Genomic DNA, 20,827 nt, shown 5'->3' on the forward strand with positions numbered 1-20,827 from the left:
CCTCGGCGTTGTCCGGGCGTTCCCCGGCGCGAATCGCTCAGAAGAGTGCCGTACCGGCGAACCGCAGCACGAGCTGCGGCGCTCCGGAGGCAGCCAGGGCGAGTGCCCCGGTCAGTGCGACGGTCGCGGTCAGCGGCGCGGAGAGCCGCGGAAGGGCGGGGGCGGCGGTCTGCTGCTCGCTCGCGGCGGCGGCCTGCTGCGGTGCGGCGGGGCGGAAGAGCAGCGCCGTCCATGTGAGGTAGTACACGAGCGCGATCACGACGTTGAACGCCATCACGACGGCGAGCCAGCCGAGCCCGGCGTCCACGGCCGCCTGGAAGACGGTGACCTTGGCGAACAGGCCGATGATGCCCGGGGGCAGCCCGGCCAGGCACAGCAGGAAGAACGCCAGCGCGGCAGCGGCCAGGGGATGCGTACGGACAAGCCCCCGGTAGTCGTCCAGCCGGCCGTCCGATCCGTGCGGCTGGAGGGCGGCTACGACAGCGAAGGCCCCCAGGTTCACAACGGCGTACATCAGCGCGTAGGCGAGCGTCGCACCGACCGCGTGGTCCGGCTCGTCCGCGTAGCCGGCGGCGGCGATCGGGACGAGCAGATAGCCCGCCTGTCCGACCGACGACCAGGCGAGCAGGCGTACCGCCCCGTGTGCGCGGTCGGTCCGCTGGCGCAGCGCGCCCAGGTTGCCGACGCTCATGGTCAGTGCGGCGAGCACCGCGAGCGCCGGGCCCCACGCGTGCGCGTACGCGGGGAAGGCCCGCACGGTGACCAGGATCAGTCCCGAGAAGCCCGCCGCCTTGCCGATGACGGACAGATAGGCGGCGACCGGCACCGGTGCGCCCACATAGGTGTCCGGCACCCAGAAGTGGAACGGTGCGGCAGCGGTCTTGAAGGCGAAGCCGACCAGGGTGAGCGCCACGCCTGTGGCGGCGAGGGTGCTCAGCCGGCTGTCGACACCGGGCAGGGCCTCGGCGACGGTGCTCAGGTGCATGCTGCCGGTGGCGGCATAGACGAAGCTGACGCCCAGCAGCATCACGGCTGTGGCGGCGACGGACGACAGGAAGAACTTCAGCGCCGCCTCGGACGAGAGCCGCTCGCCGCGCCGCAGTCCTACCAGTGCGAACGCCGGGAGGGAGGCGACCTCCAGGGCCACGACAAGTGTCGCCAGGTCACGTGCGGCGGGCAGCAGGGCCGCCCCGGACGCCGAGGAGAGCAGCAGGAACCAGAACTCCCCCGCCGGCAGCCGTTCCCGGCGTACGGCGGTCATCGACAGCAGCGCTGTCACGAAGGCACCGCCCAGGACGAGCAGCTGCACGGTGAGGGTGAAGGTGTCGGCGACGTAGCTGCAGGAGCGCGTCCCGGAGGTGAGACAGAAGGTGGCGCGGTCGTCACCGACGAGCGGGGCGAGCGCCAGCCCCGCGAGGCCGAGCGCGGCGGCGGACAGCCAGCCGAGCAGGCCCTTGTGGCGCTCGGCCAGGAACAACTCGGCCACCAGGACGACCAGCGCGGCGACAGCGGCGATGGCGGGCGGCGCGACGGCGGCCCAGTCGATGCTCTGGACGAGGCTGTGCGCGCCCTGTGGGGCGGTGAGCGCTGTCATCGGGTCACTCCTGGCAGGAGGCTCTGCACGGCCGGGTCCATGAGCCCGAGGAGGGCCCCGGGCCACAGTCCGGCGACGACGGTGAGGACGACCAGGGGCGTCCAGGCGGCGAACTCGAAACCGCGCACGTCCGTGACCGTCGCGAGGCGTTCCGGGCGGGTCTCCGCCGGGTCGCCCATGCAGACACGGCGTACGACGACGAGCAGATAGGCGGCGGTCAGCAGGGTGCCCAGGGCGCCGAACACCAGGAACACCATGAAGGCGGGCCTGCTGAGCCCTGCTGCCGGGTGGTAGGCGCCCAGCAGCGCCAGCAACTCGCCCCAGAACCCGGCCAGTCCCGGCAGCCCCAAGGAGGCCACTGCGCCGAAGGCGAGCAGGCCGCCCAGCCGTGGTGCCCTGCCGTAGAGCGCGCCTCCGGTGGCACCGGCCAGCGTGTCCAGGTCGCTGGTGCCCGTCCGGTCCTTCAGGGCGCCGACGAGGAAGAACAGCAGGCCGGTGATCAGGCCGTGCGCGAGGTTCGCATAGAGGGCACCGTTGACACCCGTGTGGGTGAGCGTGGCGATGCCCAGCAGCACGAAGCCCATGTGCCCGACCGAGGAGTAGGCGATCAGCCGTTTGAGGTCGCCCTTGGCGCCCTTGCGCGCGAGAGCGAGACAGGCGAGCGATCCATAGATGATGCCCGCGACGGCGAAGGCCGCCAGGTACGGCGCGAAGGTGTGCGCCCCCTCGGGAACGCCGGGCAGCAGGATCCGGACGAAGCCATAGGTGCCCATTTTCAGCAGCACGCCGGCCAGCAGGACGGAGCCCACGGTGGGTGCTGCCGTGTGCGCGTCCGGAAGCCAGCTGTGCAGCGGCCACATGGGCGCCTTGACGGCCAGCCCGATGCCGATGGCCAGGGCGGCGATCAGCTGGGTGGTGTGACCGAGACCCGAGCCGTGTGCGTCGGCGAGCCGCACCATGTCGAACGTGCCGGCGTTCAGCCCGAGCACCAGCAGTCCGAGCAGCATCACGACGGAGCCGAGCAGTGTGTACAGGACGAACTTCCAGGCCGCCGGGCCCCTGCCCTCGCCGCCCCACCGGGCGATGAGGAAGTACATCGGGATGAGCACCATCTCGAACGCCAGGAAGAACAGCATCAGATCGAGCACCGCGAACGTGGCGAGGGTGCCGCACTCCAGCAGGAGCAGCAGTGCCACGAACGCCTTGGGGCTCGGCCCTTGCGGCATTCTGACGTAGCTGTAGAGCGCGCACAGGAACGTCAGCAGTGCGGTGAGGACCAGCAGCGGCAAGGAGATGCCGTCGGTGCCGAAGTGCAGCCGTACGCCCAGCGCGGGGATCCAGGCGACGTTCGTCTCGGCCTGCATGCTGCCCGGGCGGTCGTGGTCGAAGCCGAGCGTCAGCACGACGGTGAGGGCGAGCACGGCGCCGGTGACCGTCACCCCGTGCCGCAGTACCGCCTGGTCGGGGCCGCGACCGCGCAGTCCGGGCGGTGCGGGCAGCAGTGCGGCGACCGCGCCGAGCAGCGGTAGGGCGACGACGGCGAGCAGGAGCGCCTGCAGGACGGTCTCGTCGAGCGGGATCACGTCACGCCCCTCCGTTTCCGGTCACGGCCACGACGGCGATGACGGCGAGCACCAAGGAGCCCGTCAGCAGGGCGCCGAGGTAGGTCTGCACGTTGCCCGTCTGGGCGCGCCGGACAGCCGCGCCGAGCAGCCGCGAACCGCGCCCGGCACCCGCCACGTAGGCGTCGACGACCTCCCGGTCCAAGAAGCGCACCAGCCTGGCGGCGCCCTGGACGGGGCGTACGACAGCGGTGCTGTAGAGGGCGTCCAGGTGGAAGCCGGCTGCCGCGTGCCGGTGCAGCGGTCCGAGCAGCAGCACTCCCGGGTCGGCGTCGTGTTCGGGGTGGAGCGCGGCGAGGGCGCTGCTGTGCCGCCAGGTCGCGTAGGTGAGGAGGCCGCCCACCAGTGCCACACCGGTGGCGAGCACGGAGGTCGTCAGGGTGGGGCTGAGGGAAGCGTCGTCGAACCAGTCGGGCAGTACGAGAAAAGCGAGCCCCAGGACGAGGGACGGCAGCGCCAGCACCCACAGGACGGCGGTCATCACGACGGGCGCGGGCTGGTGGGCGTGTCCGGGCTGATGGCCGTGTCCGGGCCGATGGGCGTGCGTATCGCGCTCGTCGGGGGCGTGTGCGGGGCCGGGGGTGGCGAGGTCCGTTTCGGGTGCCTGCTGCGCCACCTGTTCGGGTACGTGTTCGGCGGCCTTCTCGCCCTTGACCGCGAGCGGGGCCACGGCGGGCGCTCCCCGGAAGGCCAGCAGCCACAGCCGGGCCGCGTAGGCGGCGGTCAGCAGCGCGGTGACCAGGCCTGCGACGAGGACGATCCAGCCCGCGCCCGCGGGCGCCGCGTGCGCTCCCTGGAACGGGGCGTGGGCGTCACCGAAGGCGGCGTGTTCGGCCGCGGCCAGCACGGCTTCCTTGGAGAAGAACCCGGAGAACGGCGGCACGGCGGCCAGCGCCAGCAGCGCGATCGTCATCGTCCAGTAGGCGTCGGGCGCCCGCTTGGCGATACCGCCGGTGCGGGCCATCAGGGTCAGGGAGTTGGTGCCGGCGGCGTGGATGACGACTCCGGCCGCCAGGAAGAGCAGCGCCTTGAACGCCCCATGGGTGAGCAGGTGGAAGACGGCGGCGCCGCGGTCGGCGACGGCGAGTGCGGCGGCCATGTAGGCGAGCTGGCTGATGGTCGAGTAGGCGAGTACACGCTTGATGTCGTCCTGGGCGAGCGCGGCGAGCGCCGAGCCGGTCATGGTGAGCGCGGCCAGCACCGCGAGGACGACCAGCGCCGCGGTGGAGGCCGTGAAGACGGGCAGCAGCCGGGCGACGAAGTAGATGCCCGCCGCGACCATCGTGGCGGCGTGGATCAGCGCGGAGACCGGCGTCGGGCCCGCCATCGCGTCCGGCAGCCAGGAGTGCAGCGGCAGCTGCGCCGACTTGCCCGCGACCCCGGCGAGCAGCAGCAGCGCGACCAGCGTGGGATGTGTCAGTTCGAAGCCGGAGAGGCTGGAGGTGAGGCGGGTGACGACGGTGCTGATGCGGAAGCTGCCCGTCTCGGACGCCAGCGCCAGGATGCCGATGAGGAACGGCACGTCCCCCAGCTTGGTGACGAGGAACGCCTTGAGGGAGGCGGCGCGCGCGGCCGGGGTCTCCCAGTAGTGCCCGACCAGGAAGTACGAGCAGATGCCCATGACTTCCCAGCCGACGAGCAGCACGATCAGATCGTCGCTGTAGACCACGAGGAACATCGCGGCGGTGAACAGCGAGACCAGCGCGGCGTACGAGGCGTAGCGCGGGTCGTCGCGCAGATAGCCGGTGGAGTAGAGCTGCACACAGGTGGCGACGAGGCCGACGAGCACGGCGACGAGCACGGCGAAGCCGTCGAGGTTGAGCGCCAGTTGGATCGGCAGCGCGTCGTTGCCCGTCGGAGCCAGCTCCGTGGCCGCGCGCACCGGGGCGCCGCCGCCCTGGCGGACCGCGACGGTGACGGCGAGCGCCGCGGCGGCGAGGGTGGGCAGGACCGCGAGCGGCCGTACGAAGCCCGGGGCGCGGCGGCCGAGGAGAAGCCCGGCGAGGGCGCCCAGCGCCGGGAGTACGGGGACGAGCGCTGCGAGGGTCGTGGTGCTCACGCGTGCCGCCTCCCTGCGGCCGGACCCTGGACCCGCTGGTCAGAGCCGCTCCCGGCGTCGTTGTCAGTGGCGGGTGCCACACTCTTCTCATCGCGTGAACCGCCGCTGGAGTCGCCCCCTGGAGGGCCGTCGCTCTCGCGGAGGTCCCTGAGTCTGTCGATGTCGGAGCTGCCGCGGTTGCGGTAGACGAGCAGGACGATCGCCAGACCGATGCCGATCTCGGCCGCGGCGATCGCGATGGTGAAGAGGGTGAGCGCCTGGCCCGCGTGCAGGGTGTCGCGGAGCCAGACGTCGAAGGCGACGAGGTTGAGGTTGACGGCGTTGAGCATCAGCTCGACGGCCATCAGGACGAGGATGGCGTTCCTGCGCGCGAGGACGCCGTAGAGGCCGACGCAGAAGAGGAGGACGGCGAGCACGGCGGGATAGGCGAGGTGCATCAGCTCTCACCGGCCTTGTTCCGCCTGGCGGGGACGGAATCGGTGCTGCCGGGCCGGGAGCCGGAACCGGAGCCGGCGTCGCTGTTCCGCTTGGAGAGGACGATCGCACCGACGAGTGCGGCGAGGAGGAGGACGGACAGCGCCTCGAAGGGCAGCACCCAGTGCCGGAAGAGTGCTGTGCCGGTCACCTCGGAGGAGCCCTGGCCCGGACCGGTGCGCTCCTCCAGGTCGATCCAGGTGGCGCGGAAGGCGTCGACGACGACGGTGACGAGGGTGGCCGCCGCCGCGAGGGAGACGACGAGCGCGATCCAGCGGTTGCCGGAGTCGGCGTCCGGCGAGCGCCCGATGGGGGCCCTGGTGAGCATGAGACCGAAGAGGATGAGGACGACGACGGAGCCGACGTAGATCAGCACCTGTACCCAGGCGATGAACTCGGCGGTCAGCAGCAGGTACTCGACGGCGATCCCGCCGAGCGCGACCACCAGCCACAGTGCGGCGTGCACGAGCTGTCTGGTGGTCACGGTGACCAGTGCGGCTCCGAGGGTGACGAGCCCGACGAGGACGAAGACGATCTCGACCCCGGAGGGTGAGAGGAAGCCGGGGTGACCGGCGGCGAGGCCGGTGTGGGCCGGGGCCGCCCCGGTGTGGCCGCCGACGAGCGGCTGGACGAGGAGGGCGCTCACTCGGCACCGCCTTGTGCGTCCTGGCCGGAGCCTCGCGTCGGCTTCCCGCCCGGCTCCTCGGCGGTCTGAGCGGCCTTGTCGGCGCTCTTGCGGGCGGCGGCCAGTTCCTTGGCCTCCTCGGCGGCGTCGTCCAGCGGCGGCGGTTCGGGCACGGTCCACATCCACTCGCGGAGCTTGTCCCGCTCGTGGGTCAGCTCATGGATATCGGTTTCCGCGTACTCGAACTCCGGCGACCAGAAGAGCGCGTCGAAAGGACACACCTCGATGCAGATACCGCAGTACATGCACAGGGCGAAGTCGATGGCGAACCGGTCGAGGACGTTGCGGCTGCGCTCCCGTCCGCCCGGCGCGGCCGGAGGCACCGTCTCCTTGTGGGAGTCGATGTAGATGCACCAGTCCGGGCACTCACGGGCGCACAGCATGCAGACGGTGCAGTTCTCCTCGAACAGGCCGATGACCCCCCGGCTGCGGGGCGGCAGTTCGGGCTGCGCGTCCGGGTAGTGCTCGGTGACCGACCGCCGGGTCATCGTGCGGAGGGTGACGGCCAGACCCTTGGCCAGGCCGGAGCCGAACACTCCGCGCCTGGCGCCGGACCGCTCGGCGGGCGTGCCCTCGAAGTGGGCGTGGGACACGGCTACATCACCACCTTGACGACGCCGGTGAGGGCGATCTGGAAGAGGGCGAGCGGGACGAGCGCCGTCCAGGCCAGCCGCTGGATCTGGTCCTCGCGCAGCCGGGGATAACTGACCCGCAGCCAGATCACACCGAAGGCGAGGACACCGGTCTTGAGCAGCATCCACAGCCATCCCAGACCCTCGGCGAAGGGACCGTGCCAGCCGCCGAGGAAGAGCACGGCGGTGAGCGCGGAGAGCACGACGATGCCCGCGTACTCGGCGAGCAGGAACAGTGCGAAGCGCAACCCGGTGTACTCGGTGTAGGCGCCGAAGATGATCTCCGAGTCCGCAATCGGCGCGTCGAAGGGGGGCCGCTGCAGCTCGGCGAGGCCGGCGACGAAGAAGACGACCGCCCCCACCAGCTGCCACGGCAGCCACCACCACTCCCACACCCCGAGGATGCCGGGGAGGGAGAGGGTGCCGGCGGCCATGGCGACGGAGGCGGCGGCCAGCAGCATCGGCAGCTCGTACGCCAGCAGCTGGGCCGCCGTGCGCAGTCCGCCGAGGAGGGAGAACTTGTTGGCCGAGGCCCAGCCGCCCATCAGCGAGCCGAGGATGCCGACGCCCATCACGGCCAGTACGAAGAAGATCCCGGCGTCCAGCGCCTGCGCGACACCGCCGCCCGGTGCGACGGGGATCGCCACCAGGACGAGCAGATACGGGATCAGCGCGAGTGCGGGCGCGAGCTGGAAGACGCGCCGGTCGGCGCCGTCGGGGACGACGTCCTCCTTCTGCGCGAACTTCACTCCGTCGGCAACCAGCTGGGCCCAGCCGTGGAAGCCGCCCGCGTACATCGGGCCGACGCGCCCTTGCATATGGGCCATGACCTTGTGCTCGGTCTGCCCGACCAGCAAGGGCAGCAGGAGGAAGGCGAGCAGTACGGCGAGGATCCGGACGGTGACATCGAGGGCGTCCATCAGGCTCCGTCCCCCTGTTCACCGTGCCGGTTCTCCCCCGGGCCGCCGCTCGATTCCTCGCTCGGTTCCTCGCTCGATTCCTTGCTCGGGCGGTCGCTCCCGTCAGCGGCGCTCGGGCCGTCGTCGGGGGCGTCGGCGGCCGGCCGGTCACCGGAGCCGTCCGCGCCTTCGTCGGCGGGAGGGGCGTGGTGCCAGGGAGCGTCGGTGGAACGCGGCGTCCTCGGAGCTTCCCTCCCCGGGCGCTCGCCCGAAGCGGCGCGCTTCTCGTCGGCCGGGGTTTCCTTCGGCGGTGCGGCCGGCTCCTCCGGGGTGGGCTGCTGCGGCGGCTCGGTCGGCTCCTGCTCGGGGGGCTGCTCCTGCGGGGTGGGCTGCTCCGCCGCAGCGCGCTGGGAGGCCGACCCGGCACTGGCGCTGCGGGCGCGGCGGGGCCTGCGCGGGGTGGGCTCGGCCGCCTCCGTCTCCTGCTGGGAGGCGGAGCCGGCACTGGCGCTGCGCGTGCGGCGCGGGGTGTCACCGGAGGCGCGGCGGGAGCGTTCACGGGTGGGCGCGGGGGGCAGCTGACCCTTGAGGGGTCCCCATTCGTTGGGGTCGGGGACGCCCGGCGGGAGCATCTGGCGGCGCTTGGGGCCGCCGTGCCCGGATTCGCCGGGCTCCTTCGCGCCGGGCCACGCCTTGGCCACGCGGGCCGCGAGCACGAAGTCCTTGCGCAGCGGATGCCCCTCGAAGCTGTCGGGTAGCAGCAGCGGGAGCAGGTGCGGATGGCCCGGGAAGTCGACGCCGAACATCTCGTGCGTCTCCCGCTCGTGCCAGGCCGCGCCCGCGTAGACGCCGGTGGCGGTGGGCAGGGCGGGAGCCTCGTGCGGGACGGTCGTACGCAGCACCAGGCGGCGCACTCCGGTGTCCGCGCCGGGCAGCGCCACCAGATGTGCGCAGATCCGGATGCCGGTGCCCGGCTCGTCGACGGCACTGAGCCAGTCGAAGTAGGTGCAACCCAGCTCGTCGCGGGCCGCGGTCAGCGCGGGGGTCCAGGAGTCGGCGGCCACATCGACAGTGAGCAGCCCGAAGGCGTCCTCGGCTGTCGCGCCCTCACCGAACAGTTCGTCGACCGGGCGGGGCAGCCAGCCCGGGTGCTGGGGCGGCTCGGTCACCGTCCGTCCTCCTCGGTGTCACCGTCCGGGCCCTTGTCCGTCGCCGGCGGTGTCGTCGGCGCGGGGGAGGGCGGCGGGGACTGCTGGGCCTCCGGCGGGCCGACCAGACCGCTGGTGAGGGCCGCGGCCGAGGGGGCGCCGTTGGCACCGCTTCGCGCGTAGCGGTCCGCGGTGGACTCGGCGGCGATCTTCTCCTGGAGCTTCAGCACGCCCTGGAGCAGCGCCTCGGGGCGAGGCGGGCAGCCGGGCACATAGACGTCGACGGGAATGATCTGGTCGACGCCCTTGGTGACCGCGTACGAGTCCCAGTAGGGGCCGCCGCAGTTGGAGCAGGCGCCGAAGGAGATGACGTACTTGGGCTCCGGCATCTGCTCGTACAGGCGTTTGACGGCGGGGGCCATCTTGTCGGTGACCGTGCCGGAGACCACCATCAGATCGGCCTGCCTCGGGCCGGGCGCGAAGGGGATGACGCCGAGCCGGATGAAGTCGTGCCGTGCCATGGAGGCGGCGATGAACTCGATGGCGCAGCAGGCCAGGCCGAAGTTGAAGACCCAGAGGCTGTAGCGGCGGCCCCAGTTGAGGACCACCTTCATCGGTTCGGGCGCCAGCCGGGAGAGCAGGCCGAGCTGGGGGCGTCCCTCGGCTCGCGCTGCTGCTGCGGGAGTCGGGGTGTTCGTTACGTCCATTCCAGGACGCCCTTCTTGTACGCGTACAGCAGGCCGACGGCCAGGAAGCCGAGGAAGACGAACATCTCCGCGAGCGTGGTCCCGCCGTAGCCGGGTGCGGCGAAGACCGTCGCCCAGGGGAAGAGGAAGACCGCGTCGACGGCGAAGATGACGTACAGGAACGCGTAGACGTAGTAGCGGATCTGCGTGTGAGCCCAGCCCTCGCCGACCGGGTCGACCCCGCACTCGTACGTCAGCATCTTCTCGGGGGTGGGGACCACCGGCCGCAGCAGACGGCCGGCGGCGAAGGCCACGCAGACGAAGAGCACACCGACGACGGCTACCAGCCCGACGACTGCATAGCCGTGGAAGTAGTCCGGCACGCCTGCCCCGTCCTGTGTCGGTGTGTACGTTCGACGATCTGTACGCACGGAGTGTAGGCCCTGGGGGACTCGCTGAGGACAGCCGCGTCACACTCGCGGGCTCCGCGAGCGCGCGGCGGCGGAAGCCTCGTGACTTCTACAGGGCCGGGCCCGTGACTTCTACAGGGCCGGGCCCGTGACTTCCGCACGGTCGGCCTCATGGCTTCCGCACGGCCGCCTCGTGGGCCTCGGGCCCCGGCCAGCAGATCTTGGGAGCCGCAGGGGTAGGGACAACCCCCGTATCAAGACTCCAGCTGGCGCGATTACCGACGGCGCCTCCGCGGGCGATGCTGGATCCATGACAGGCGAAGCGTCTTCCCTTGCTCCTGCTGCCCCTCCGGTTCCCGCTGCGCGGCGGCCGTGGTGGCTCGTGATGCTGCGGGCTCCACTGGCCCGGCAGTCGATGTACGAGCTGGCGTACGTCGTCACGGGGCTGCCGCTGGCAGCCGCCGCCTTCTGTTACGCGTTCGGGGCGCTGATGTTCGGCACGGCGCTGCTGATCACCTCGCTGGGGCTTCCGATACTGGCAGCCGGGCTGGCCGGGTGCCGAGTGCTGGGGCACCTGGAGCGGGGCAGGGCGCGGGTGCTGCTGGGTCTGCGGGTGGGAGAGCCGGAGCCGGTGCGGACGCAGCGGCGCTCGGACAGTCTGATGTCGTGGATGGGGGCACTGCTGCGCAGTGGGGTCTCCTGGCGGCATCTGCTCTATGCGCTGCTGTTTCTGCCGTGGGCGGTCTTCGGCGGCGGCATAGGGGTGGCGACCTGGTGTGCCGGCTGGCTGATGTTCACGCTCCCCGTGTGGGAGTGGATGTCCCCCGGCGAGTATGTGCACCTCCCCCCGCTGCAGGCCGGCAGCAACGGGCTGACCTCCGTCTCCGCCTCGCAGGACGGCGTGGTGCTGGAGCCGGGGTTCACCCTGACGCTCGTCTCGGCGCTCGGCCTGGTGACCATTCTGCTGACCCCATGGCTGATACGAGGGTTGGTACAGGTGGACAAGCTGCTGGTCAGTGGGTTGCTGGGGCCGTCCCGGCTGGCGGTTCGGGTGTCACAGCTGGAGACGGACCGCGGGGTGGTCGTGGACACGGCGGCAGCCGATCTGCGCCGCATCGAGCGCAACCTGCACGACGGTGCACAGGCGCGCCTGGTCTCGCTGGCCATGGAGCTGGGGTTGGCGAAGGAGAAGCTGCTGGACGATCCGGAACCGGACCCCCAGGCCGTCGCTGCGGTGATCGACGGGGCGCACGGCGAGGTGAAGCTCGTCCTTCAGGAGCTGCGGGACCTGGCCCGGGGCATCCACCCGGCGATACTGACGGACCGGGGCCTGGGTCCGGCGCTCTCCGCGCTGGCCGCCCGCTGCACGTTGCCGGTCTCGGTCACGGTGGAGCTGGAGCAGCGTCCGGTCGCCGCGATCGAGGGGATCGCCTACTTCACCGTCTCCGAGCTGCTGCAGAACATCAGCAAGCACAGCGGGGCGCGGTGTGGGTCGGTCGAGATATGGCGCAGTGAGCAGCGGCTGCTCATTCAGGTGACGGACGACGGCAAGGGGGGTGCCCGGGTCGAGGACGGCTCCGGTCTCGCCGGACTCGCAGACCGACTGCAGGCAGTGGACGGGCTGCTGGCCCTTCGCTCCCCGGTGGGTGGGCCGACGACGGTGACGGCGGAGCTGCCCTGGCGGTGACCGTTCTGGGATGCTGACGGCCCGGACCAAGGGCGGCGCAGGTGGGGGAACACGTGGGAGAGCATGTGACAGACGGGGCACACGGGGGTTCCGAGGCGGGTGAGGCACGCGGGCCGCAGGGCGGACGTGGGGCGTCGGCGGGGGCCGGGGTGCGGGTGGTGATCGCGGAGGACTCCGTTCTACTGCGCGAGGGGCTGACCCGGCTGCTGACGGACCGGGGGTACGAGGTGGCCGCCGGGGTCGGGGACGGCGAGGCGCTGGTGAAGGCGGTGGGCGAGCTGGTCGCCCGGGGCGAGGCCCCGGATGTGGTGGTGGCTGATGTGCGGATGCCGCCGACGCACACCGACGAGGGGGTACGGGCCGCGGTACGGCTGCGGGCGGAGCACCCGGCGGTGGGGGTGCTGGTGCTGTCGCAGTACGTGGAGGAGCAGTACGCCACGGAGCTGCTGGCCGGGTCGAGCCGAGGGGTGGGGTATCTGCTCAAGGACCGGGTGGCCGATGTGCGGGAGTTCGTGGAGGCGGTGGCCCGGGTGGCGGCGGGCGGTACGGCGCTGGACCCGGAGGTGGTGGCCCAGCTGCTGGGGCGCAGCCGGAAGCAGGATGTGCTGGCCGGGCTCACCCCGCGGGAGCGGGAGGTGCTGGCACTGATGGCGGAGGGACGGACGAACTCCGCGATCGCCGGCCGGCTGATGATCAGTCCCGGTGCGGTGGAGAAGCACGTCAGCAGCATCTTCGTGAAGCTGGGACTGTCCCAGAGTGACGCGGATCACCGCAGGGTGCTCGCGGTGCTCAGATATCTGGACTCCTGAGCAGGCCCGAGGGCCCGAGCTCCTTCGAGGAGCCCTCCAGCACAGGGGCGGAACGTGGAAGACACGGTGTGCACCGTGGCGAGGGCAGCGGGCACAGTTGTCTCAGAAATCTGTCCACGATGGGAACAGCCAGGGGAAGGCAACCCTTAGCAACGTACGATGGCAAGCGAGCCGCCGCCTTGAGGGAGGTCCGATCCACCGTGACCAGTCAGGTCAGTAGCCCAGCCGGGCAGTCCGGCCCCGGAGGGGGCCAGGACAGCGGACGGGACAAGGAGGTCCGGCGCCTGGACCGGGTCATCATCCGGTTCGCGGGAGACTCCGGCGACGGTATGCAGCTCACCGGAGACCGCTTCACATCCGAGACGGCTTCGTTCGGCAACGATCTGTCGACGCTGCCGAACTTCCCGGCGGAGATCCGTGCCCCCGCCGGCACCCTGCCGGGCGTCTCCAGCTTCCAGCTGCACTTCGCCGATCACGACATCCTCACCCCGGGTGACGCGCCCAACGTACTGGTCGCGATGAATCCGGCGGCTCTGAAGGCGAACATCGCGGACGTGCCGCGCGGCGCCGAGATCATCGTGAACACGGACGAGTTCAACAAGCGGGCGATGGCGAAGGTGGGCTACGACGCCAGCCCGCTGGAGGACGGCTCGCTGGACGGCTACAGCGTGCATCCCGTGCCGCTGACCACCTTGACGGTCGAGGCGCTCAAGGACTACGACCTGGGCCGCAAGGAGGCCGGTCGGTCGAAGAACATGTTCGCGCTGGGCCTGCTGTCGTGGATGTACAACAGGCCGACCGAGCAGACCGAGGCGTTCCTGCGGTCCAAGTTCGCGAAGAAGCCGACGGTGGCCGAGGCGAACATCGCGGCGTTCCGCGCCGGGTGGAACTTCGGCGAGACGACGGAGGACTTCGCGGTCTCCTACGAGGTCGCGCCGGCCTCCAGCGCCTTTCCGCCGGGGACCTACCGGAACATCTCCGGCAACCTCGCGCTGTCCTACGGACTGGTCGCCGCGTCTCAGCAGGCGGATCTGCCGCTGTTCCTCGGCTCCTACCCGATCACCCCGGCCTCCGATGTGCTGCACGAACTGAGCAAGCACAAGAACTTCGGGGTGCGCTCCTTCCAGGCGGAGGACGAGATCGCGGGTATCGGTGCGGCGCTCGGCGCGGCCTTCGGCGGCTCGCTGGCGGTCACCACGACCTCGGGGCCCGGTGTGGCGCTCAAGTCGGAGACCATCGGCCTGGCCGTCTCCCTGGAGCTGCCGCTGCTGATCATCGACATCCAGCGGGGCGGTCCCTCCACCGGTCTGCCGACCAAGACCGAGCAGGCCGATCTGCTGCAGGCGATGTACGGGCGCAACGGTGAGGCGCCGGTGCCGATCGTGGCGCCGGCCACCCCGGCGGACTGCTTCACGGCGGCGCTGGACGCGGCACGTATCGCTCTCACGTACCGGACGCCGGTGTTCCTCTTGTCGGACGGTTATCTGGCCAACGGCTCCGAGCCGTGGCGGATCCCTGAGGTGGACGAGCTGCCCGATCTGCGGACACAGTTCGCTTCGGGGCCCAACCACGAGCTGGACGACGGCACCGAGGTCTTCTGGCCGTACAAGCGCGACCCGCACACCCTGGCCCGCCCCTGGGCGGTGCCGGGCACCCCGGGGCTCGAACACCGCGTGGGCGGCATCGAGAAGCAGGACGGCACCGGCAACATCTCCTACGATCCGGCCAACCACGACTTCATGGTCCGCACCCGCCAGGCGAAGGTGGACGGCGTCGAGGTGCCGGACGTGGAGGTCAGCGATCCCGGCGGAAACGCCGAGCTGCTGGTACTGGGCTGGGGATCGACGTACGGACCCATCACGGCCGCCGTGCGCCGTATCCGCAACGCCGGGGGCGAGATCGCACAGGCGCATCTGCGACACCTCAACCCGTTCCCGCGGAATCTCGGTGAGGTCCTGCGGCGTTACGACAAGGTCGTCATTCCCGAGATGAACCTCGGCCAGCTCGCGACCCTGATCCGCGCCCGATACCTGGTCGACGCACAGTCGTATACGCAGGTCCGCGGCCTGCCTTTCAAGGCCGAGCAGCTCGCGACCGCACTCAAGGAGGCCATCGCACATGGCTGAGACGTCCCACGGTCTCGCTCCGGAGACCGCCCGGGCCCAGCACAACGGCTCCCCCGCAGCTCCCACGTCCGAGGCACTGTCCCTGGTGCCCAAGGCGGTGGCCAAGCAGACGATGAAGGACTTCAAGTCCGACCAGGAGGTGCGCTGGTGCCCCGGCTGCGGTGACTACGCCGTGCTCGCGGCCGTCCAGGGCTTCATGCCGGAGCTGGGGGTGGCGAAGGAGAACATCGTCTTCGTCTCCGGCATCGGCTGCTCCTCCCGATTCCCGTACTACATGAACACCTACGGGATGCACTCCATCCATGGGCGCGCCCCGGCCATCGCCACCGGTCTGGCAGCCTCGCGGCGCGATCTGAGCGTGTGGGTGGTGACCGGTGACGGGGACGCGCTCTCCATCGGCGGCAACCATCTGATCCATGCGCTGCGGCGCAATGTGAACCTCAAGATCCTGCTGTTCAACAACCGGATCTACGGGCTGACCAAGGGCCAGTACAGCCCCACCTCGGAGGCCGGGAAGATCACCAAGTCCACACCCATGGGGTCGTTGGACACGCCGTTCAACCCGGTGTCGCTGGCGCTGGGTGCCGAGGCGTCGTTCGTCGCCCGTACGGTCGACTCGGACCGCAAGCACCTCACCAGCGTGCTGCGCGCCGCCTCCGACCACCCGGGCTCGGCGCTGGTGGAGATCTACCAGAACTGCAACATCTTCAACGACGGCGCCTTCGAGGTCCTCAAGGACAAGGAGCAGGCGCAGGAGGCCGTCATCCGGCTGGAGCACGGTGAGCCGATCCGCTTCGGTGCTCCCGCCGAGGACGGTCTCGGCTCCCAGGGCGTCGTCCGTGACCGCGCGACCGGCGATCTGCGCATCGTGGACGTCCGCGAGGAGGGGACGGCCGAGGTTCTGGTGCACGACGCCCATGCCGCCTCGCCGACCACCGCGTTCGCCCTCTCCCGGCTCGCCGACCCGGACACCCTGCACCACACCCCCATCGGTGTGCTGCGCGATGTTCGGCGTCCGGTCTACGACACGGAGATGGCCGATCAGCTCGAACGCGCGGTCGAGCAGAACGGCAAGGGCGACCTGTCCGCGCTGCTGCACGGCAACGACACCTGGACGGTCGTCGGCTGACGGCGCTCCCCGCGGACGCCCGACCTCCGACGATGTGGCCTCTGCGGACGCCCGATGCCCTGCGGCGGCCCGCTGCCGTGAGGTCAAGGCCCGGCACCCTCTGGGTGCCGGGCCTTTGCGTGGCGTGAGGCCGTGACACCGCTCGACCGGCGACAGGACCATAACTCGGAACGGGAATGACAACAGGGGACGCGTCCCGTTACCTTCAAGGGGCCGGCACACGGATCCGGGACAGAAGGCAGGGAGGGTCATGCAGACACCGAGTTCACAGCGCACGGGGCTGCTGTTCGGCTTCGCGGCGTACGGGATGTGGGGGCTGCTGCCCCTGTACTGGCACGCCCTCGCCGACATCGGCGCCGGAGAGGTGCTCGCCCACCGCATGATCTGGTCGCTGCCGACAGCGCTGCTGATCGTGGTGCTGATGCGCCGCTGGTCCTGGGTGACCGCGCTGGTGCGCGAGCCGAAGAAGCTGGGCCTGGTGGTGCTGGCCTCGGCGGTGATCTCCCTCAACTGGGGCCTGTTCATCTGGGCCGTCAGCGCCGACCGGGTGCTCGAATCCTCCCTCGGCTACTTCATCAACCCGCTGGTCTCCATAGCCTTCGGCGTCCTGCTGCTGCGTGAGCGGCTGCGCATCGCCCAGTGGACCGCCGTCGCCATCGGTGCCACCGCCGTCGTGGTGATGACCGTCGCCTACGGCAAGCTGCCCTGGCTCTCCCTCTGCCTGGCGTTCAGCTTCGCGACGTACGGGCTGATCAAGAAGCACATCAAGCTGGACGGCGTGGAAGGCTTCAGCGCGGAGACCGCGGTGCAGTTCCTGCCCGCGCTCGGCTTCCTGATCTACCTCGGCTCGCGGGGCGACTCCTCCTTCACCTCCGACGGCCTCGGCAACGCGCTGCTTCTGGCCTGCGCCGGGGTGGCGACCGCGTTGCCGCTGATCTTCTTCGGCAGCGCCGCGGTACGGCTGCCGCTCTCCACCATCGGGTTGCTGCAGTATCTGGCCCCGGCCTTCATGTTCGTCCTCGGCCTGACCGTCTTCCACGAGGAGATGCCGCCCGAGCGGTGGGCCGGGTTCGCGCTGGTGTGGGTGGCGCTCACGATTCTGACCTGGGACGCGCTTCGCACCGCCCGCCGGGGCCGCGCGGAGTTGCGGGCTGCGGCGCGGCGGGCCCGCGAGGAGACCGCCAGTGCCGCCGCCGCGGTCGCCCAGCCACCCGCAGGGGCCACCGACTCACCCGTGGCAGGGGCGACCGACCGCTGAGGCATCCCGCGCCCCAGCGGCCCCTACGCCGTCACGTCCCGGTTGGTGAAGCGGGCCCAGGCCGCTGAGCCGAAGACACCCGCGTAGAGGGCCTGCAGGCCGAGGTTCTTCAGGATGTCGTCCCAGTAGACGGGGTCCCGCAGCAGATCGGCGAAGCTCAGCCAGTAGTTGGGGAACAGGAAGGGGTGGAACGCGTCCAGCTGCGGAATGGCGTTGAGGATCTGCACCGTGATCAGCAGCCCCACCGTGGCGGCCATGGCGGCGATACCGCTGTTGGTGAGGGTCGACACGAACAGGCCCAGCGCCGCCAGGCCGAGCAGGCTGAGGGCGACGACCGCGGCGATGGCCACAGCCCGCAGCAGTCCGTGGCCGAAGGAGACCGTGGTGCCGGACAGCAGCGTGACCTCGCCGGTGGGGAAGAGCAGTGCTCCGGTCACCAGCGCCGAGACGGCCACCGTCATGGTCGCCGCCAGACAGAAGGCCAGCACCGTGGTGAGCTTCGCCAGCAGCAGCCGGGTACGGCCGGCCGGGGCGACCAGCAGATAGCGCAGGGTGCCCGCGGCGGCCTCTCCGGCCACCGCGTCCCCCGCCACCACACCGATCGCCATCGGCAGGAAGAACGGGAGGGTGGCGGCCAGTGAGGTGAAGACCAGGAACAGACCGTTGTTGGTGACCTGGGAGATGAAGGCCGGGCCCTCTCCCCCACCGTCGCCGATCGACCCGCCGTCGCTGGTCTCGACCCGCACCGCGATGCCCACCACGATCGGGACGGCGGCCAGCACGGCGAGCAGCGCCAGCGTGCGCCAGCGCCGGAAGGTGACGACCAGTTCGCTGCGGAACAGCCCCAGCGTCCACAACGGTCCCGCGGTACGCGGCCCGCCCGGCGATTCAGCCCGCGATTCCGTCTGCGGCCCGACCGGTGGGTCAGCCCGCGATTCCGTCTGCGGCTCAGCCGGTGAGTCAGCCCGCGACATCGAAGCCCTCCCCGGTGAGTGAGACGAACACGTCCTCCAGCGAAGCGCGCCGCACACCGAAGGAGCGGACCCGGACTCCGGCCCGGACGAGGGCGGCGTTGAGCTCGGCGAGGTCGCCGGGTGGCGGATCGCCGCTCAGCTCCTCCCTGTCGGTGATCAGGTCGGCCACGCCGTTCTCCTTCAACACCCGGGCGGCCTCGCCCGGGTCGGGGGTGGTGACGGCCAGCCTGCCCCGGGCGCCCGCCGACATCTCGGCGACGGTTCCCTGGGTGACGAGTCGGCCTTGGTGCATGACGGCCGTATGGGTGCACACCTGTTCGATCTCGTCCAGCAGGTGGGAGGAGAGGAACACGGTGATGCCGCCACCGGCCAACTCCCGCACCAGTGAGCGGATCTCCCGCATGCCCTGGGGGTCGAGTCCGTTGGTCGGCTCGTCCAGGACGAGCAGCTCGCGCGGCTGGAGCAGCGCGGCGGCCAGCCCCAGGCGCTGCTTCATACCCAGCGAGTAGGCCCGCGCCTTCTTGCCCCCGGCCGCCGAGAGCCCCACGCGTTCCAGCGCCCGGTCCACCCGGGCCGCACGGGTGCGCGGGTCGGCTGTGGGGTCGGCCGCGTCGTAGCGCAGCAGGTTCTCCCGACCGGAGAGGAAGCCGTAGAGCGCGGGCCCCTCGATGAGCGCGCCCACTCTGGGCAGCACCCGCCGCACCGAGCCGGGCATCGGCTCGCCCAGCAGCTGGGCGGTGCCGCCGGTGGGCTCGATGAGGCCGAGCAACATCCGGATGGTGGTGGTCTTCCCCGAGCCGTTGGGCCCCAGGAAGCCGAAGACACTGCCCCGTGGGACGGACAGATCGAGAGCGTCGACGGCGAGCTGACCGCCGCGGTAGCGCTTGGTGAGCCCGTGGGTCGAGATCACCGCGCTGTCGTCCTCCGCCACGGCGGTCTGCTCGGTCATATGCCCCCTTCGCCGTCCTTTCCGTACTGCCCTGCCGGGTGCGGTGCTACTTGGCTGCCTGGTCCTGGTTGGCGGCCTTGACCAGGCCGTCCTTGGTGACGGCGCCGACGTAGACCTTGCCGTCGTCGGTCATCAGAGCGTTGACCAGACGGGTGCTGAAGACCCGTCCGGTGCCGAAGTCGCCCTTGACCTCGTCGGTGAAGCTGTCCAGCAGCTTCGTGGAGCGCTCGTCGCCGCCGCCCGGGTTCTGGCCGCCGAGTCCGCCGGGCATGCCGGTGTCGAGCCTGGCCACCTTGCCCCAGTCGCTCGCGGACTTGTTGACGACCTCCAGCCCCGAGCCGGAGAGCCCGGCCGGCCCCTTCGGTCCCTGTTCGCCGCTGTCGCCGGTGCCGTGCTTGGACTCGGCCTCGGTGACCTTGGTGCCCTTGGGCGGGGTGAAGTCGAAGCTGCTCGCGTCCGGCTTGCCGAAGTCCACCTTGGTGTAGGCGACATCGATCGCCGGCTTGTCCCCCTCCTTCGGGGTGAGGGTGAAGCGCAACGGCAGACCCTTGTCCGCGTCCACCGCTATGCGGACCGACTCGACGGTGGAGTGCGGAGCACCCTTGGGCTTGACGACCAGCTGGTAGGCGTCGCGGCCGGCGACCTTCGCGGTGCCGTCGACCGTCACGGACGTGGACTTGTCGACGTCCTTGAGCGCCTGCTTCGCCGCCTCCTGCGGGGTGACCGCGTCCGGCTTGCCGTGCCACCGCTCGGCCGACTTGCCGTGCGAGCCCTTGGCCCCCTCGGGGGCCTTGGCGTGCCAGGCCGTGTTGCTGCCGCTGTCGTACGCCCACAGGTCGCGTCCGTTGTGGACGAGGCTGTACTCGGCCGCGTCCTCCATCACCGAGAGGCGCTGCTTGTCGGGACCGTCGGCGGCGAAGCGGAGCGTGTGCTCCCCGGAGGCCAGCTCGGCAAGCTTCTTGCCCGGAGAGGCGTCCGGCTGCTCCTTGTCGCCGTCCTGGCCCTCGGAGCCGGCGGAGCCGTGCGGTCCGCCTCCGAAACCGCCGCTCCCACCACCGCTGCCACCACCTCCCGGGAGGGAGGGCAGGCCGAGATCGGTGCTCACCTTGACCGTGCCGGACATGTGGTCGACATCGGACTTGGCCACCTTGGCGACCAGCTCCTCGGCCGTGACCTTCGGCAGGTCAGGATCGCCGGAGCTGGCGAGCGCGGGCACCAGGCCGACGGTCGCGGCGGCGACCCCGGCGACAGCGACCGGTACGCCGTACCGGACCGCCTTGCGCCGAGGGTTCCTCGGTTGGATCTGTGCCATCTGTCTGTCCTACCTCCGTGATCGGCGGCGGCTTCAAAGGTCGCACTCGTCCACCCCTTGCCGCCATTCTCACCCGAATCGGTGTGGGGTGGGTGCTTCCATGGCATCAAATCCCCCGCTATGGCGCGTCAGCCGACGGAGGCACATTGCGCTACTCCCCCGGGATGACTGTCCCTCCGCCTCCGGGTTGGTACGGCGCGGATCGGCATGGGGGACGCGCCCTTCCAGCCATCTCCTGGCGGACCCGCCGCAGTTCGCCCCGCGCGCACGATTCGGTCCGGGGGCGCGGCACGAAGGCGAAGAGGGCGGGAGTGCGCCCGAACGCGCGGAGGTGCGGGGAGCGCGCGGAGGTACGACGAGCACGCGGGGACAGG

The 20,827-nt window shown here is 71.0% G+C and carries 18 protein-coding genes; 5 read left to right on the forward strand and 13 right to left on the reverse strand.

Annotation, left to right across the window (positions count from 1 at the left end; all coding sequences use genetic code 11):
- Positions 1–37: 37 nt before the first annotated feature.
- The 10 genes from JW613_RS24810 to JW613_RS24855 all read right to left on the reverse strand — a co-directional run bounded on the left by JW613_RS24810 (position 38) and on the right by JW613_RS24855 (position 10,182).
- Positions 38–1,594: an NADH-quinone oxidoreductase subunit N gene (locus JW613_RS24810; protein WP_209213139.1), complete on the reverse strand. Its 1,557-nt coding sequence runs from the start codon at positions 1,592–1,594 to the stop codon at positions 38–40.
- On the reverse strand, positions 1,591–3,177 hold the full coding sequence (locus tag JW613_RS24815) for a complex I subunit 4 family protein (protein WP_209213140.1): 1,587 nt from the start codon (positions 3,175–3,177) through the stop codon (positions 1,591–1,593). The genes JW613_RS24810 and JW613_RS24815 overlap by 4 nt, the downstream gene beginning before the upstream one ends.
- 1 nt (position 3,178) lies before the next feature.
- Positions 3,179–5,275, reverse strand: coding sequence for an NADH-quinone oxidoreductase subunit 5 family protein (locus JW613_RS24820; protein WP_209213141.1), 2,097 nt, complete (start codon positions 5,273–5,275; stop codon positions 3,179–3,181).
- Positions 5,272–5,712 carry an NADH-quinone oxidoreductase subunit NuoK gene (gene nuoK, locus JW613_RS24825; protein ID WP_209213142.1) on the reverse strand — a complete coding sequence of 147 codons (441 nt, stop codon included), beginning with the start codon at positions 5,710–5,712 and terminating at the stop codon, positions 5,272–5,274. Before nuoK ends, JW613_RS24820 begins: the two co-directional genes overlap by 4 nt.
- Positions 5,712–6,395 carry an NADH-quinone oxidoreductase subunit J family protein gene (locus tag JW613_RS24830; protein WP_372447996.1) on the reverse strand — a complete coding sequence of 228 codons (684 nt, stop codon included), beginning with the start codon at positions 6,393–6,395 and terminating at the stop codon, positions 5,712–5,714. The genes nuoK and JW613_RS24830 overlap by 1 nt, the downstream gene beginning before the upstream one ends.
- Positions 6,392–6,922, reverse strand: a complete 531-nt coding sequence (locus tag JW613_RS24835; RefSeq protein WP_209213218.1) for a 4Fe-4S binding protein — start codon at positions 6,920–6,922, stop codon at positions 6,392–6,394. The genes JW613_RS24830 and JW613_RS24835 overlap by 4 nt, the downstream gene beginning before the upstream one ends.
- A gap of 107 nt (positions 6,923–7,029) precedes the next feature.
- Complete coding sequence (locus JW613_RS24840) at positions 7,030–7,986, reverse strand: complex I subunit 1/NuoH family protein (RefSeq protein ID WP_372447997.1); 957 nt, start codon at positions 7,984–7,986, stop codon at positions 7,030–7,032.
- Positions 7,986–9,134 carry an NADH-quinone oxidoreductase subunit C gene (locus JW613_RS24845; RefSeq protein WP_209213143.1) on the reverse strand — a complete coding sequence of 383 codons (1,149 nt, stop codon included), beginning with the start codon at positions 9,132–9,134 and terminating at the stop codon, positions 7,986–7,988. Before JW613_RS24845 ends, JW613_RS24840 begins: the two co-directional genes overlap by 1 nt.
- Complete coding sequence (locus JW613_RS24850) at positions 9,131–9,820, reverse strand: NADH-quinone oxidoreductase subunit B (RefSeq protein WP_209213144.1); 690 nt, start codon at positions 9,818–9,820, stop codon at positions 9,131–9,133. The genes JW613_RS24845 and JW613_RS24850 overlap by 4 nt, the downstream gene beginning before the upstream one ends.
- The gene (locus JW613_RS24855; RefSeq protein WP_099883431.1) at positions 9,811–10,182 is read right to left on the reverse strand and encodes an NADH-quinone oxidoreductase subunit A; all 372 of its coding nucleotides are present in this window, start codon (positions 10,180–10,182) and stop codon (positions 9,811–9,813) included. Before JW613_RS24855 ends, JW613_RS24850 begins: the two co-directional genes overlap by 10 nt.
- A 412-nt stretch (positions 10,183–10,594) precedes the next feature.
- On the opposite strand from JW613_RS24855, the gene JW613_RS24860 reads away from it, so the two are divergent.
- From JW613_RS24860 to rarD, 5 genes are all read left to right on the forward strand, one after another.
- On the forward strand, positions 10,595–11,896 hold the full coding sequence (locus JW613_RS24860) for a sensor histidine kinase (RefSeq protein ID WP_245226235.1): 1,302 nt from the start codon (positions 10,595–10,597) through the stop codon (positions 11,894–11,896).
- Positions 11,897–12,045: 149 nt separating this feature from the next.
- Positions 12,046–12,705, forward strand: coding sequence for a response regulator transcription factor (locus JW613_RS24865; RefSeq protein ID WP_209213220.1), 660 nt, complete (start codon positions 12,046–12,048; stop codon positions 12,703–12,705).
- A gap of 200 nt (positions 12,706–12,905) precedes the next feature.
- A complete protein-coding gene (locus tag JW613_RS24870; protein ID WP_209213146.1) occupies positions 12,906–14,831 on the forward strand; it encodes a 2-oxoacid:acceptor oxidoreductase subunit alpha in 1,926 nt (641 codons plus the stop codon).
- 112 nt (positions 14,832–14,943) lie between these two features.
- On the forward strand, positions 14,944–15,960 hold the full coding sequence (locus JW613_RS24875) for a 2-oxoacid:ferredoxin oxidoreductase subunit beta (RefSeq protein WP_245226260.1): 1,017 nt from the start codon (positions 14,944–14,946) through the stop codon (positions 15,958–15,960).
- Between the two features lie 250 nt (positions 15,961–16,210).
- Entirely contained in the window at positions 16,211–17,218 is a 1,008-nt protein-coding gene (gene rarD, locus JW613_RS24880; protein ID WP_209213147.1) for an EamA family transporter RarD, read from the forward strand.
- Between the two features lie 23 nt (positions 17,219–17,241).
- Here the strand turns inward: rarD and JW613_RS24885 are convergent, their stop codons facing one another.
- Genes JW613_RS24885 through JW613_RS24895 form a run of 3 tightly spaced genes read right to left on the reverse strand, consistent with a single transcriptional unit; the run spans position 17,242 to position 20,453 of the window.
- Positions 17,242–18,192 carry an ABC transporter permease gene (locus JW613_RS24885; protein ID WP_209213148.1) on the reverse strand — a complete coding sequence of 317 codons (951 nt, stop codon included), beginning with the start codon at positions 18,190–18,192 and terminating at the stop codon, positions 17,242–17,244.
- Complete coding sequence (locus JW613_RS24890; protein WP_209213149.1) at positions 18,179–19,141, reverse strand: ABC transporter ATP-binding protein; 963 nt, start codon at positions 19,139–19,141, stop codon at positions 18,179–18,181. The genes JW613_RS24885 and JW613_RS24890 overlap by 14 nt, the downstream gene beginning before the upstream one ends.
- 46 nt (positions 19,142–19,187) lie before the next feature.
- Positions 19,188–20,453: a LolA family protein gene (locus JW613_RS24895; RefSeq protein WP_209213150.1), complete on the reverse strand. Its 1,266-nt coding sequence runs from the start codon at positions 20,451–20,453 to the stop codon at positions 19,188–19,190.
- Between the last annotated feature and the right edge of the window lie 374 nt (positions 20,454–20,827).

This window comes from Streptomyces smyrnaeus (assembly GCF_017676345.1).
In the GTDB taxonomy this organism is placed as follows: Bacteria; Actinomycetota; Actinomycetes; order Streptomycetales; family Streptomycetaceae; genus Streptomyces; species Streptomyces smyrnaeus.